Source organism: Clostridium sp. (assembly GCF_051654825.1).
GTDB lineage: Bacteria > Bacillota > Clostridia > Clostridiales > Clostridiaceae > Clostridium.
This window is the reverse complement of the sequence record NZ_JBOFYU010000028.1, coordinates 1-14,489: the sequence shown is the minus strand read 5'-3', so window position 1 is coordinate 14,489 and position 14,489 is coordinate 1. Positions and strand designations below refer to the sequence as shown.

16 protein-coding genes are annotated in these 14,489 nt (G+C 27.2%); 4 read left to right on the top strand and 12 right to left on the bottom strand.

The genetic code is table 11. The features are described from left to right. Window positions 1-13 precede the first annotated feature (13 nt). From ACRDBA_RS01280 to ACRDBA_RS01260, 5 genes are all read right to left on the bottom strand, one after another. Complete coding sequence (locus ACRDBA_RS01280) at window positions 14-817, bottom strand: hypothetical protein (protein ID WP_438571138.1); 804 nt, start codon at window positions 815-817, stop codon at window positions 14-16. Between the two features lie 148 nt (window positions 818-965). Continuing rightward, window positions 966-1,166, bottom strand: coding sequence for a hypothetical protein (locus ACRDBA_RS01275; RefSeq protein WP_438571137.1), 201 nt, complete (start codon window positions 1,164-1,166; stop codon window positions 966-968). Between the two features lie 797 nt (window positions 1,167-1,963). Beyond that, window positions 1,964-3,307: a murein hydrolase activator EnvC family protein gene (locus ACRDBA_RS01270; RefSeq protein WP_438571136.1), complete on the bottom strand. Its 1,344-nt coding sequence runs from the start codon at window positions 3,305-3,307 to the stop codon at window positions 1,964-1,966. Next, complete coding sequence (locus tag ACRDBA_RS01265) at window positions 3,308-4,567, bottom strand: TcaA 3rd/4th domain-containing protein (RefSeq protein WP_438571135.1); 1,260 nt, start codon at window positions 4,565-4,567, stop codon at window positions 3,308-3,310. Between the two features lie 14 nt (window positions 4,568-4,581). Then, complete coding sequence (locus ACRDBA_RS01260) at window positions 4,582-4,923, bottom strand: hypothetical protein (RefSeq protein WP_438571134.1); 342 nt, start codon at window positions 4,921-4,923, stop codon at window positions 4,582-4,584. Window positions 4,924-5,103: 180 nt separating this feature from the next. On the opposite strand from ACRDBA_RS01260, the gene ACRDBA_RS01255 reads away from it, so the two are divergent. After that, window positions 5,104-5,877, top strand: a complete 774-nt coding sequence (locus ACRDBA_RS01255) for a histidinol phosphate phosphatase (protein ID WP_438571133.1) — start codon at window positions 5,104-5,106, stop codon at window positions 5,875-5,877. An 11-nt stretch (window positions 5,878-5,888) separates the two neighbouring features. On the opposite strand, the gene ACRDBA_RS01250 is transcribed toward ACRDBA_RS01255, so the two are convergent. The 7 genes from ACRDBA_RS01250 to ACRDBA_RS01220 all read right to left on the bottom strand — a co-directional run bounded on the left by ACRDBA_RS01250 (window position 5,889) and on the right by ACRDBA_RS01220 (window position 12,307). Continuing rightward, window positions 5,889-7,253: an MATE family efflux transporter gene (locus ACRDBA_RS01250; protein ID WP_438571132.1), complete on the bottom strand. Its 1,365-nt coding sequence runs from the start codon at window positions 7,251-7,253 to the stop codon at window positions 5,889-5,891. A gap of 20 nt (window positions 7,254-7,273) precedes the next feature. Continuing rightward, complete coding sequence (locus tag ACRDBA_RS01245) at window positions 7,274-7,693, bottom strand: MarR family winged helix-turn-helix transcriptional regulator (RefSeq protein WP_438571131.1); 420 nt, start codon at window positions 7,691-7,693, stop codon at window positions 7,274-7,276. A gap of 388 nt (window positions 7,694-8,081) precedes the next feature. After that, entirely contained in the window at window positions 8,082-8,807 is a 726-nt protein-coding gene (locus ACRDBA_RS01240; protein ID WP_438571130.1) for a phosphatase PAP2 family protein, read from the bottom strand. Window positions 8,808-8,867: 60 nt separating this feature from the next. Continuing rightward, the gene (locus tag ACRDBA_RS01235; protein WP_438571129.1) at window positions 8,868-9,482 is read right to left on the bottom strand and encodes a DUF488 domain-containing protein; all 615 of its coding nucleotides are present in this window, start codon (window positions 9,480-9,482) and stop codon (window positions 8,868-8,870) included. 136 nt (window positions 9,483-9,618) lie between these two features. Next, window positions 9,619-11,187 (bottom strand): putative ABC exporter domain-containing protein, encoded by a 1,569-nt coding sequence (locus tag ACRDBA_RS01230; RefSeq protein WP_438571128.1) that lies wholly within the window; start codon window positions 11,185-11,187, stop codon window positions 9,619-9,621. A 2-nt stretch (window positions 11,188-11,189) separates the two neighbouring features. Next, entirely contained in the window at window positions 11,190-11,894 is a 705-nt protein-coding gene (locus ACRDBA_RS01225; protein WP_438571127.1) for an ABC transporter ATP-binding protein, read from the bottom strand. 215 nt (window positions 11,895-12,109) lie between these two features. Then, window positions 12,110-12,307 carry a helix-turn-helix transcriptional regulator gene (locus tag ACRDBA_RS01220; protein WP_438571126.1) on the bottom strand — a complete coding sequence of 66 codons (198 nt, stop codon included), beginning with the start codon at window positions 12,305-12,307 and terminating at the stop codon, window positions 12,110-12,112. 452 nt (window positions 12,308-12,759) lie between these two features. Here ACRDBA_RS01220 and ACRDBA_RS01215 point away from each other — a divergent pair, with 452 nt between their 5' ends. The 3 genes from ACRDBA_RS01215 to ACRDBA_RS01205 all read left to right on the top strand — a co-directional run bounded on the left by ACRDBA_RS01215 (window position 12,760) and on the right by ACRDBA_RS01205 (window position 14,392). Further along, window positions 12,760-12,954 (top strand): helix-turn-helix transcriptional regulator, encoded by a 195-nt coding sequence (locus ACRDBA_RS01215; RefSeq protein ID WP_438571125.1) that lies wholly within the window; start codon window positions 12,760-12,762, stop codon window positions 12,952-12,954. Between the two features lie 28 nt (window positions 12,955-12,982). Continuing rightward, window positions 12,983-13,420 (top strand): hypothetical protein, encoded by a 438-nt coding sequence (locus ACRDBA_RS01210; protein WP_438571124.1) that lies wholly within the window; start codon window positions 12,983-12,985, stop codon window positions 13,418-13,420. Between the two features lie 150 nt (window positions 13,421-13,570). Beyond that, complete coding sequence (locus tag ACRDBA_RS01205; protein WP_438571123.1) at window positions 13,571-14,392, top strand: MBL fold metallo-hydrolase; 822 nt, start codon at window positions 13,571-13,573, stop codon at window positions 14,390-14,392. Window positions 14,393-14,489: the final 97 nt, after the last annotated feature.

The following is a 14,489-nucleotide window of genomic DNA, read 5'->3' as shown; positions in this document are numbered from 1 at the left end:
TTATTTATGTGCTTTAGTTAGTTAAATTACCATTATTATCAATATATTTAATACTGCCATCTATATTAACTTCTAACCTTCCATCTTTAACTTCTCCTAGCTTTACATCTAGCCCCTTTGAGTTCCATAAAGTAGTATGAGTCTTTGTAGGAATATCAATTATCCATATATATTTTGATAAGTCAGTACCAAAGTATGGCACGTTGCTTATATATGCTATTTTACTGTCACTAATAAATTTTGCCTCTACACTCCATAAATATCCTTGATATGTTGATAATACAGTATCCTTATTAAAGTTTTCTCCATCTGGAGCCACATAAACTTCCTTAGTTAAATTATGAGTTTCTCCTTTAGTATCTGATAACCTAATATTTTGACCTTCATCTATAGTTAAAATATATTTCTTTGACGGGCTAATGCTATGGTAAATTCCATTTGGAATTTCCATTGCCTCTTTTAATTGTATCCCATCATTCTCTTCTTCATACTCTACTTTTAAAATTTTATCATCAGATAACCTTATTTCTAAAACTTTCTCCTTAGGATTTTCCTTTAAGATATCCCCCTCAGCTAAGGTTTCTTTTTCCCCTTGACTTTCCTCTACATTATTATCTACTTCTTGAACTTCACCTTCATCTTCTTTATTTGTATTACCATTTGTAAATCCAATTGAAGATAAATCTATTTCTTTAATAGTAAAAGTTACTACTGAAACTCCAATAACTAATGTAGCTAAAATACTTCCAAAAATTATTCTTTTTCTTTTTTTCATTTTTCTTTCATAATCTCTACTAAAAATGCTAGGCTTTCTCACCGCTAATTACCTCCCAAGTTTATAGATCCATTAGTAAACTATAATTCTTTAAACTTTATTTTACAATATCTCCCCGTTTAAATATATAGTTTATTTTATTTTTAATAATTTTTTTATTTTTTCTATTGTATCTTATAAAACATATATATTAACCTCTGTTTTTACAACAAGATTTTTTACTTCCACAACCACCTTTTGTCGAACAACCATTAGACTTACCGCAGCTACATCCACAACTTAGTAAACCAAGTTCCTTCATTTCTTCTTTAGTTAACTTAGCTTCATTTTCGCTATACTCCTCATATTCTGGAGTACTTTTTAATAATTCTTCTTTTTTTATTTCAATCATTTTAAACACCTCTCTTTTGATTTTAGCCATATTTTAAACTAGTGTTGATAAAATCCATATTATTAATTAAGAAGTAAGAGTTTCGACAAAAACTCATTTGGAAGTTTTATAAAATATATTTCATTTATAAACTTCGTATAAGTTTAATGCTTTACTATTTACTCTTCACTTATTCACTCTTCCATTGATTTAAAACATAGCATTAATTTATTCATTTTACCTTATTAAACAACACTTTATATAAAATTTCTATAATTTTCGATATTTTTTTAAAATACTATTGGATTTTAGCAAATTTTGTATTATAATATAATTGTAATGACATTATATTACATTTATTCATAAATTTAAAGCCCATACCACTTATAGTATTTACTATAAGTTTATAATAAACCCCACACATGTTCATTTATTCCCTTTCTTAATGAACATAACCCTTTAACCTGTGCAATTAATCTTGTACAGGTTTTTAATTTATCCGTAATACTCCAATTAAAGCTAAAAAACTTTTTATGAACATAAATAAAACACCTAGCAAAGATTAATATCCTCACTAGGTGTTTATGTATTTTTTATATTTTAAAAAATTTAAAGTCCACTTATTAATTTAAATGATACTGTTACATATATTTATAACTAACTATTAATTACAAATAAATATCCGTATATAGATCAACTACTAAATACTTGTCTATATACTAACCATTTAAAACAACTAGGCTAAAATGTTTAACATTTCAATAAAACTGTCACATACAACAGTGAATTTTGCTAAGTTCTTAACTCTTCACTAATAATTATACATAAGGTGTTGGGTCAGTATGCTGTCCATTAATTCTTATTTCCCAATGTATATGAGGGCCTGTACTCATTCCAGTTGACCCTACTAAGGCTACAACATCACCTTGATTTACTGCTTGTCCAACAGATACTAATAAACTACTATTATGAGCATATAAGGTTTGTACCCCTTGACCATGGTCAATTATTATTGTATTTCCATATCCACTTATCCACCCTGAGTAAGCAACTGTTCCACTTTTTGATGCATAAACAGAAGAACCATATGGGTCACCTAAGTCTACTCCAGTATGGAATCCTGCTTCTCCAGTAACAGGATTAATTCTTGGTCCATAACTATCAGTTACTACACCATATCCTGGTCTTAAGAACCCTTCTTGTGTTGGTGGCCTTTCATTTCCGCCAGTATCTCCTCCTGGTGTGCCCCCAGTGTCTCCACCTGTGTTTCCACCATTTCCACCTGAACTTCCTCCACCATTATTAATATCAGCAAATATAGCATCTAATTCAGCTTGAAGTTCTTTATTATAAGCCACTAAGCTTCCTATTTCGTGTGCAAGCTCCTGTTCCTTTTCAGAAAGTGATGCTATTATGTTAGATTTACTATCTTCAAGAGCCATAAGTTCATCCATTTGTTTTTGTTGCTCTTCTTGCTTAACTAAGAATCCTTTTTGTGCTTCTAAAATTTCACCTTGTTTTTTAACTATTTCCTCTTTATCTTTTTTAGTTTCTTCAATACTTAAAACTAAATTCTTTCTAGCATCTTCTAGTTCAGCTTGAATCTTCTTGCTGGCTTCTATTAAGCTTTTATCAATATCTATTAATCTAAATATACTTTGGATAGTTGAAAAAAGTGAACTAATACTTTCACTTGTAATAATCATATAAATATATTGGCTAGTCATATCCATCTTATAATAATTTCTAAGCCTTAAGCCTAGCATTTTTTCACTTTCTTCTTCTTCCTTTTCCTTTTCAACTATAAGCTTTTCTGTAGATTCTATTTCTATTTCTTTACTTTTAATCTTTTCTTCTACTTCATTTATTTCCACTTGAAGACCATCTATTTGTGCTTGATATTCATTTACCTCTGCAGTAACCTTATCTAAGTCCTTAGATTTTTCTTCTATTTGACCTAAAATACCTTCAAGTTCACCTTCATACTTACTTTTTTCACTATTTATATTATTTTTTTCATCTTCAAGATTATCAATGTTCTCTTTGTTTTGATTTATTTGATTTTCTAATGAACTACTTGATTCTGCAAAAACAACTATATTATTAGAAGCTACTGCAACCATAACTCCTAAAGCTATAATTTTAATTTTCTTATTTATCATTTACGCTTCCCACCCCTGATTATCTAAATTAACTTTTTGTACATCATCTACTAACCACTGATTATTTACATACTTAAGTCTTGTAAATAATATAGTTTCAATATCCTTTTTTGAATTAGTAAAAATGCTTTTATACACTTTGTAATTTAGCTTTACTACAATTTGTGCTACATAATTATCTTCTTCATATTTAAATTCACTGCTTTGAATATTAGTTTCTAAATCACCAATTTCATAATTGTTCTTAAGTAAAAAGGCTTTTTGCTTTAATTCATTATAAATTTTGCCCTTAGTTTCTTCATGGGCTAAAATTATTAAACTTTCATCCTTAGAATTTAAAGCTAAAAACACACTTTCATAAAACCTTTGAATTATATCCTTAGTTTCATTTACAAGTGATTCATTTACCATATTTAAATCTATTTTTATATCAGGAATGTCCTTTACTATTACATCTTCACTCTTTACAATTCCCCAAGGAAATTCTCTTTGAAGTGATAAAGTAACTCCTAAATTACTAGGAATAGGACCAAAACTTTTTATATCCTTAACTAGCTTATTAGTATCTTTTCCATTAATAAATACCTTACTATCATTAAAATTAGAGGTTAAATTAATATTAACTGCATCAAAATCAATAGATATTTCTTCATTTTTCATTGCAGATATCTGAAGCTTTTTTTCTACCTTTCCATATTCAGTATTTAATTCTCCTCTTACCTCATATATACCTGGTACTAAGGCTCTTTTAACATTATTTTCTGGAATTTTTTCATTATTTATATAAAAGCTTGCATTATCAAAATTACTTTTAATCTTAATAGCTACAGCATTTATTTCTAAATAATAATCCGTTACAAATAGTTTACTATCTTCTACTAAAGTAAAAACTCCACTTTGCCCTTTTTCCCTAAGCTCTTTAATAACATTATTAATTCTAGCAGTATCCTTTTCATAAAAATCTACTAATGGCTTTAATTCCCTTACTTTAACATTATCTTCTAAAATCTTAACATCATTTCTCAAGGTATAGGCATTACCTTTTTTTAAAGCTACCTCTAAATCCCTAAGTAAATCCCTTTCTGATGTTCTTAAATTAAAAATAAATAGAAAAACTAAAGTTAATAAAGCTAATATTAAAGGATATTTTATTTTTATAACCTTTTCTTTTATATTGCTTTTATTTATGTTTTTTATATCATTAAATAAATCAATAAAATAATTTTTAACCTTGCCTAATGTTTCCTTAAGCCATTCCATATCAGTCACTCACTTTATTCTAATATATCAATGATCCACTTATTACATTCAGTACACTTATAAATTCTTATTACAAATAAATCTAAAAGCTTACCTTCTGCATTTGCTCCCATAGCTTCTACTTCAGCTCTAGTAATAAATTCATCCTCTTCATTTAAAAAACCAGGTATTTCTACAATATAGTTTTCCTTTGTTTTTTCACAACAATCATTTAAATCCACTACTTCTATTTTTTCATAATCTAAAGTAGAGCTTAATTCTTCGATTATAGGAAGTACATCCTCAAATTCTTCCAAGTTATCTAAAAATTCTTCCTTATAAAATGATAAGTCCTTTATTTTAAATAATTCTTTCATCTTAAAATCCACCTTTTTTTAATACTATTTTACAATTTATCTTATAATACATTAATTTTATCTTTATTGATATATTTTATCAAGTAATTTAACTTAATATTAATTTTTAAATTATATTACATTTAAAATTCCTGTGATATAATGTAGAATAATTTAATAACTTACTTTAAGGAGGACAATATGATTTTTGATAGCCATATGCACTCTAAATTTTCTACTGATAGTAATATGAATTTAGAAGATGCTATTAATACTTCAAAAAATCAAAATCTAGGAATTATTATTACTGAACATATAGATTTTGATTATCCAGTTTTAAATGAATTTAAATGTGATGTAGATTCTTACTTTAATGAATATGAAAAATTTCGTAGCAATACTGTAGGTCTTGGAATTGAATTTGGATTATCACACACACCTTCAACTATTGAAAAAAATAATTTTACAGCATCTAATTATGATTTTGATTTTGTTTTGGGATCAATTCATATAGTTGAGGGAGTTGATATTTACTCAGAATACAGTAAGGCTACTTATCCTAAATATGAGTATTTCAAAAGATATTTAGATTATATGCTTAAATGTATAAATCTTTATGATAACTTTGATGCCTTATCTCATATAGATTATCTTTGTAGATATGCACCATTTTCTGATAATGAATTATTAGTTTCTGACTATAAAGATATTTTTTCTCAAATATTTATTACATTAATAAATAAAGGAAAGGTGTTAGAGCTTAATTCAGCAAGATTAAATAATAAAACTTCTATTAATTCATTAATAGATATTTATTCTCTTTATACTGATTTAGGTGGAAAATATGTAACATTAGGATCTGATGCACATAGACCTTCAGATATAGGAAGAAACTTTAAAACTTCATTAGAAATGATAGATCACCTTAACTTAAAGGGAGTTTATTTTAAAAATAGAAAAATGGAGCTTTTTTAAGCTCCATTTTTTTATGCTGCCTTTGCATTTGCATCTAATTTTCTTACATGTATCATTTCTCTTACTAATACTATTACTGCTATAACTGTATAAATAACGTCTGATACTGGCTGTGCTGCCCATATACCATCTAAACCAAATATCGGTGGTAAAATTAAAAGCATAGGAATAAGTAATATCACTTGTCTTAATAAGCTTAAGAACATTGCAAGCTTTGCCTTTCCTATAGATTGTATATAGTTAGATCCAGTTATTGAAATCCCAAGCAGTGGAATCATTAAAAGATATACTCTTATTCCTCTTACTGAAATAGCCATAAGTTCTGGGTCTTTATTAAACATTCCTATAATAACTTCTGGGAAAACCTGAGTTATTACAGCTGCTAGTGCTAATATTACAGTTGATGCTATTGCTGAAAGCTTCCAAGCATCCTTTGCTCTCTTATATTTTTTTGCACCATAGTTATAACCTATAATAGGTTGTGAACCTTGATTTAGCCCAAATATAGGCATTAAGAATATCATTGAAGCTGAAGAAATAGTTGCCATAGCACCTATTGCTAAATCTCCTCCATAAGCTTTTAATGAATTATTTGCAATTACTTGAACTAAGCTTGCTGCTATTTGCATAGTAAATGGAGCTAATCCTATTGCAAAAATCCCCATAACAATCTTTTTACTTAACTTTAAGCCAGACTTTTTAAACTTTAAGTTTGATTTTCCTGAAACATAATATTTTATTGCTAATACTGCTGTTAATATTTGTGAAATTACAGTTGCTAATGCTGCTCCATGAATTCCCATATTAAATCCAAATATAAATAATGCATCTAAAACAATATTAGTTAAACATCCAACTACCATTATAGTTGCTGAAAGCTTTGGATTACCATCAGCTCTAATAGTACTATTAAGTGAAAAAGCAGTTAAGTTAAACACTGCACCTATTAAAATAATATTTATATATGACTTTGCATAATATAATGTACTTTCACTTGCACCAAATTTAACTAAAATAGTATCTCCAAATAATACTCCAATAATAGTTAATGTTATACCTACTATAACAGAAAGTGTTATTGCATTTCCTATTACATTAGTTGCCTCTTCTTTTTTTCCTTGACCAAGCTTAATTGAAATATTACTAGTTGACCCAATTCCTATTAACATACCAAATGCTAATAATATTGTAATTATAGGCATTGTAACTCCAACACCCGTTATAGCTAATGGACCTACATCTGGTATATTACCTATAAATATTCTATCTACTACATTATATAAAGCATTTACAAGCATACCTATTATAGCTGGTAATGAATACTTTAATAATAGCTTTCCTATAGACTCTTCCCCTAACATTTCTTGATTTTTCATAAATTCCTCCTATCTACTTATTAATCAGTACATATTTTATCTAATAATTTCATTATTGTATCTTTTTCCTCTTGGTTTAAATTTTTAGTTACCTTGCTTTCCCATGATCTTGCAACAGAAAAAACATTTTCTCTTAATGAAAGTGCCTTTTCTGTTAAATTAACACGATTAGCTCTCTTGTCATCTTTATCTGTAGTTCTTGTAATAAAGCCTTCATCCTCAAGCTTTTTTAAAGCTCTTGCAGTCGTTCCCTTATCTATATTAAGATTTTCAGCTAATTCTTCTTGCCTTATTCCATCTTTTCTATATAACTGAATTAAAAATAAAAATTGTCCATAACCAATTCCATATGGAGCTAAATTGCAAGTAATATATCTTGTCCCTTTTCTTTGAATTTGAGATATATAGCGACCAACATAGCTACATTCTTGTTCCTTCATTTAAATTACCTACCTTATAAACCTAGTATTTTTTAAATCAATATAGTTGCATCTGCAACCATATGTTATTATATACTTAATTAGTTGCAAGTGCAACTATTATATTACACAAAATAATTTATTGTTTTCTTATAACAATTTACAATATATATTTTAAAACTTCCTAAAACATAAAACTTACTCTAAAAATTCAAATTATAAATTCTAAAATAAAAATAAAGGTTGTCATTCAACAACCTCATAAAAACACTCATTTACACCTTAATATTTCGTTATAACATCTAGATTATAAACATTACCTTAAGCCATAAACTAATAACAAATTATATTTCCTACTAGCTTACCAGCTTACTACTCTTCACAATTACAAAGTTTAGCCTATTACTTCTTATATATTCTCTTCTTCTATATTATCTTTACTCTTTACTTTGACTATTACCTTCTCCACTACCTTATAAGGAAAGTCTAAAATCATTCCAATATATTTTTTATCTATTTTCTTTACTAAGAAAATCATTATTTCACCTATTAAAATTGCTGCTATTATATCTAATACAAAATGCTGCTTAATAAATAAAGTTGAGAAAATAATTAATACACCTATTGCTTGAGTATATATAAAAAATCTTTTATTATAAACTTTTTTTGTATTTCTCATTATTAAATAAGTATTTAACACATGTATTGAAGGAAAACAATTAAAAGGTCTATCACTTGAATAAACAATTTGAAGAAGTTTATCTAAAATACTACTTCCTTCTATAACTGGTCTATTTATTTCTGTTGGAAAAATATAAAAAATTACATAACATATACACATTCCTAAAATTATCTTTATAAATGTTCTTATATACCCCTCCCTATCTTTTGACAAGATAAAGATTAAACCAAGAAAAATATAAATATACCAATATAAATATGGTATTACAAAACCACTTTCAAAAGGAATAATCTGATCTATGTGTAATTGAATATTAAAACCTTTTTCATAAAGCTTATTAGCTATAATATAATTTACATTAATAATAGGTATTAATATTAAAAAACTTAAATCAACAACATTAATACTATATTTTTCTATTATATAGTTTTTAATTTTTATTAAATTCTCCATTACCCACCAATCCTTAAATAACTATTACTATAGAATATAAGAATTAGTGAATTTTGATTCCTAAATTTTTTCTAGCCTATATCCAATTTCTTTATTACCCTTTCTATAACACTCCTTTAAGATATCATTTTTCCAAACTTCTTCCTTAAAAGGCTTATCAAAGGCAATTTGAAAAGTTCCCTTATAGTACTTTTGGATTAAACTTTCTTCTAATTCCTCCTGAGTTTTACATTCTAAGTTATCTAATATATGGTTTACCATAAAGCCTGAATTAGTTAATCCTCTTCCTACTAATATAAATCTATGACAATTTAAGGGATCTTGCTTTGCTCCTAGAAGTGCAATTCTATATCCCTTAAGACAACCTTTTTTTAATCTCTCAATACCTACCTTAAAGCTCTCATCTATTTCTAGAACCTTTTCAAAATCAGCATAGCCTTCTTGAAAGTACAATTCCTTATTTTTTCTTTGAGCTGCAAATTCTTCCCCCATATAAATATATATAAACCCATTTCTTTTTAATGTTTTTTCTATAACCTCTTTATTATATTGAATATTATATTTTGAATAAGGTATCCCCCTTATATCTACAACACAATCTATATTATATTTTTTTAGCATTTCTATAAGTCTTTCTTCTTTATAATTAGAATGTCCTATAGTAAATACCTCCATTTTAGCACCTCTTTCATTTTATATATTATTTTTATTATTTGTTTTCTTATAAAAATTAACCTGCAAATATATAAATCTCTATATTCAATATGTTTACAAATAATTATAATAAATTTAAAATTATAGATTAATAAACTTAATTGTTCTGTTCTAAGTTATGAAGTACATTTCTACATAGCCCAATAATCACTAATGATATAAATAAATTCCATACTAATGTAATTAAAAGTGCATATGTCTGTCCACCTAAAGCAAATCCCACAACAAATGTGCCTATTACTCCTGGAAGGGCAACTAAAATTACCACTATGAAATTTAGCATCATAAGTATACCCTTACTTGCAACTTTTCCAATAACTCTTTCTGCTAATATATCTGCTGCAATAAATACCAATCCAAAGCCAACTCTTGCAGCTATACAAATTATAATATCTACTGGACTTGCTTTTAGTAATATACCTACTATACCAAAAATTATAATACCATCTATAAAAGACTTTAATATCCCCTCTGCTATAGAAGCTATTAGCTTTTTAAATGGACTTTGTGGGAACATATAAATGTAATGCATAGTAAGCTCCCTTGCCCATCTTCCAGTAAAACTAATAAATAACTGAATATAAGTTGATACTGCAAATGCTATAACTATACTGCCACTCTCTTTCATAAACAAAGTAAAAATTGCTACCATAGCTAATTGAATAAAAGTACCATTATCAAAGATAACTTTGCCAGCTCTTCTATTTTCAAGTATATGTTTAAAGAAAAATACCCCCGCACCTTTACCATGGTTTATTCCTGTTTCCTTAAGCTTTACTTTCTTTTTAAAGGACATCTCTGCTATTTTCCCGTTTTTAGCATCTTCAATTCTGCTATACATAGTTTCAGTAACACCTAAAACATCTTCATAATAGTTATTATCACTTTGTAACATAGCAAAAAATACTAATATAATTCCAATAACCGTTAGAACAAAGTATATTAACGCTCCATTCATTCCTCCAACAATTGCTCCATATGTTAGGGCTTGAATCCATCCAACAAAAGGAATCCACTTATTAAACTCAAGGTTTATTCCATCTACAACTGCCGTAATTACATCACTTCCAACACTTAATTTAAATAAAACTGAAAGAATTACTGGTAATATACTAAGGTATACTACTAATTTTGCAACCTTCTTTTTCTTCTCATTACCACTAGTTATAATATATACAGCAATTGATATAACACTACCAATAAAGGTTATAGCAAAATATCCTACAAAAATTATAAATACTCCTCTTAATCCTATCCCGTAGAAGCTCTTTAGTGTTCCTGCCTGAAATAATATTAGAAATGAAAATAGAAATGATATTCCCATCTGTCTAATTAATCCATAAGCTAAAATTTTCTTTGGTGATGTAGGAGATACAAATAGTAAATTCACATCTGACATTTTAAATAAGGTGGAACCTGCTGATATTCCTTGAATAATCTGACTTACAAAGAAAAATATGAATATACTAAAAATTATAGCACCTAGCTCATCTATAGGTCTTACAGTATCAGCAATACTACTTGTCCCCTGCATTGTAGAAGATACCATTGCCATAACCATTAATCCTATTAGCACTAAATAAGCTATAAGTCTTCCTGGGTGATTTTTTAAATCTTTAATTTGATTTTTAAAACTTGTTCTCCAAAGATAAAATATTCCATTCACAATTACTCACCCTTTCCTTCAGTTATACTAAAAAATAATTCCTCAAGGCTTTTATTAGAGTTTTTACTTTTCTCTTTACATTTTGTAGCTACAATTTTACCTTTCATCATTATATGAGCTACATCCCAATAATCCTCTACACTATCTATCATATGAGTACTTATTACCATAGATATTCCCTGTGATTTTAGTTCTAATATCGTCTCCTTTAAACTCTTTATAGCATGAGGATCTAAACCAACTAAGGGTTCATCAAAAATTATTACCTTTGGTTTAGGCAGTAATGCACAACAAATACTTACCTTTTGCTGCATTCCCTTTGATAACTCTTTTCCAAACTTAGTTTTCTTATCATCAAGTTCAAATTTCTTTAAAAGCTCGTCCCCATATTCTCTCCAATTTTCAAGGTTATATCCTCTGGCAATAAACTCAAGATGCTCTTCTACTGTAAGCATATCGTAAAGCACTGGTATTTCTGGTACGTAACCAATCCTTGCCTTAGCTTCTAACTCTCTGTTTTCAATACCATCTATAGATATTTTCCCATCAAATCTTAAAAGCCCACAAATACACTTTATTATGGTAGATTTCCCTGCTCCATTTGGTCCTAATAGCACTGTAATTTCTCCATTATTAACTTGAAAATTTATATCACTATTAGCCATAACTTTACCATACTTTTTAGTTACATTACTTACCTCTAACATAATTTCACCATTCCTTTATATAAAATTTATTCAATTTCTCTTTAATGTATATTTAAAAACATAGTTCTTTATTATATTTTAATTAACTCTATATTTTCACACTTCTTAGAATCTTTTAATGCTAACAATATAATAGCTGAGCCACTTAACAGCAACCCAATTCCTATAACTAACATAATCACACTAACCACTAAATACTCTTAATCTACTGATAATTACTCCTCCTCAAAAATAAATACTTTTTCAATTGTACTATCAAATATTACAGCTATTTTATGAGCTAAATATATAGATGGATTATATTTACCATTCTCTAATGAAATAATAGTTTGTCTACTAACTCCACAAGAGGTAGCAAGTTCTTCCTGTGTCATATTATTTTGTCTGCGTAATTCTTTAATAATATTTTTCATAATTACCCTCCAATGTATAGTATACTTTACATTTAAAATTATAAGTCCCCACTTTCCCCTAATTAATATCCTTACTAATGTAAAACTAACTTTACACTTAATAGTATAGTCAGCTTTACATTCGAAGTCAATATTTTCCTAAAAAAGTTAAGCTCCTTTTACTTTTTACCCCAACAAATTTCTATTTATCAGTGAATTTAGTTTAACTAAAGCACTTTAATATCTAACTTTAAACTCGCTTGAAAATATGAATTTACCCAGTAGATTAAGTATGGATTTTGATTATGATTAGATAAATATTTCAGTATATAAATTAATTTTAGTGAATAGATGATTTATGTGCTTTATTTTTTTCTAATAAATTTTAATAAATTTGTAAAGTTAGCTTGACTAAAAATGTAAAGCAAACTATACTTGAAATGTAAAGTTAATTTTACAAAGGTGGTGTTTTCTTGAAAAATAAAATTCAAGAATTAAGAAAAAGTAAAAAGATCACGCAGGGTGAGTTGGCTCAAATGTGTGGAGTTTCCAGACAAACTATTATTTCTCTTGAAAATGGTAAATACAATCCATCGATTTTGTTGGCTCATAAGATAGCAAAAATCTTTAATTGTATTATCGAAGATATTTTTATTTTTGAAATATAATGAAGTTAGAAAGACGAGGTGAAAAACTATGAAATCTTTAAAGAATACAATATTTGAAAGCATTATATACTTTGGTATATGTGGTTTAGCAATAATACTTTATAAACAAGGCTTATTACCTAATATATCTGATGGTGTTGCTAAGGCTATACATCCTATTTCTCTTATACTTGGTGTGGGAGGTATATTTGTTGTTTTAATATCTTATCTAAAATACCGAGAGATTAAGTATAATCCTAAATCTAAAGAAATATTTGAAACATTTGATACAGATGAAAGAAATATTTATTTGAAAGATAAAACAAACTCAAAAGTATATACTATCTTTAATATTATTGAAATTCCATTAGGCTTAATATTATTATTTCTTGGGTTTGATGAAGTAGGTATTGGACTTATGATATACCATTTTCTAAAAGAAGGAATAAGATTTTTAATTTATATAAATCTTTCAAAGAAATACTAATATGAGACCATAACTTAAAGAAGAAATTCTTAAAATAGAAATGTACTATAAGTTATTATTGGGAACCAAATGGTTTCCTTTTTTATTTGTAAAATATAATATATAATTATTACATAAATAGGAATTTTGCAAGGAGGAGTTTAAAATACTATGATATTAAAAACATTAGTTGAAAATAAATCTGTTTCATCAGATTTTAAAAATAAACATGGTATATGCTTTTATATAGAGACTAATAATCATAAAATACTATTTGATTTAGGTAAAAATGGGTTGTTTCTTGAAAATGCAAATAAAATGGGAATTGATATTTCAGATATTGATACAGTGATAATATCTCATGGCCATGTAGATCATGGAGGGGCTTTAAAACTATTTTTAGAGAAGAATCATTCTGCAAAGGTTTATATTAGAGAAAATGCTTTTGATAAACACTATACAACACTTCTTGGACTTAAAATTAATGTTGGTATTGATAGTTCATTAAAAAATCATCCACAAGTTGTTCTAACTGAAAAAAGAATGGTGTTAGATAAAGAATTAACTCTATTCTCTGATGTTGAGACTAAGGAATGTCTTTCTACATCAAATAATACATTATTTGCAAAAGTGGGAAACGGTATCTTAATGGATGATTTTTCTCATGAACAAAGTTTAATTATTTCAGAGAATAAAAAGTTGATGCTTATTGCAGGTTGTTCACATGCAGGAATAATAAACATAAAAAACAAGGCTGAACGTATAGTCAATGATAGACTAGATTGCATTGTTGGAGGTTTTCACTTGTATAATCCAATATCAAAAAGGACAGAAAGTAATACTTTGATACAGGAAATCGCCGAAAGATTAAATAATAATTTTACGTATTACTACACTTGCCACTGTACAGGTGAAAAAGCATTTAATAAGATGAAGGAAGTTCTTTCAGAACAACTTAGCTACTTATCTACTGGTAGTGAAATAGAAGTGTAAATTCTATTTTCGCCATTAGAATTTGAGGAACATTCTTAACGTATTACGAATTAAAACTACGAAAAAAGCACTTAGCAAAATTTATTTTATAATCTTA

Coding starts and splice junctions, on each gene's coding strand:
- ACRDBA_RS01275 (WP_438571137.1), bottom strand. CDS start 1,166: ATGATTGAAATAAAAAAAGAAGAATTATTAAAAAGTACTCCAGAATAT.
- ACRDBA_RS01270 (WP_438571136.1), bottom strand. CDS start 3,307: ATGATAAATAAGAAAATTAAAATTATAGCTTTAGGAGTTATGGTTGCA.
- ACRDBA_RS01265 (WP_438571135.1), bottom strand. CDS start 4,567: ATGGAATGGCTTAAGGAAACATTAGGCAAGGTTAAAAATTATTTTATT.
- ACRDBA_RS01260 (WP_438571134.1), bottom strand. CDS start 4,923: ATGAAAGAATTATTTAAAATAAAGGACTTATCATTTTATAAGGAAGAA.
- ACRDBA_RS01255 (WP_438571133.1), top strand. CDS start 5,104: ATGATTTTTGATAGCCATATGCACTCTAAATTTTCTACTGATAGTAAT.
- ACRDBA_RS01250 (WP_438571132.1), bottom strand. CDS start 7,253: ATGAAAAATCAAGAAATGTTAGGGGAAGAGTCTATAGGAAAGCTATTA.
- ACRDBA_RS01245 (WP_438571131.1), bottom strand. CDS start 7,693: ATGAAGGAACAAGAATGTAGCTATGTTGGTCGCTATATATCTCAAATT.
- ACRDBA_RS01240 (WP_438571130.1), bottom strand. CDS start 8,807: ATGGAGAATTTAATAAAAATTAAAAACTATATAATAGAAAAATATAGT.
- ACRDBA_RS01235 (WP_438571129.1), bottom strand. CDS start 9,482: ATGGAGGTATTTACTATAGGACATTCTAATTATAAAGAAGAAAGACTT.
- ACRDBA_RS01225 (WP_438571127.1), bottom strand. CDS start 11,894: ATGTTAGAGGTAAGTAATGTAACTAAAAAGTATGGTAAAGTTATGGCT.
- ACRDBA_RS01220 (WP_438571126.1), bottom strand. CDS start 12,307: ATGAAAAATATTATTAAAGAATTACGCAGACAAAATAATATGACACAG.
- ACRDBA_RS01210 (WP_438571124.1), top strand. CDS start 12,983: ATGAAATCTTTAAAGAATACAATATTTGAAAGCATTATATACTTTGGT.
- ACRDBA_RS01205 (WP_438571123.1), top strand. CDS start 13,571: ATGATATTAAAAACATTAGTTGAAAATAAATCTGTTTCATCAGATTTT.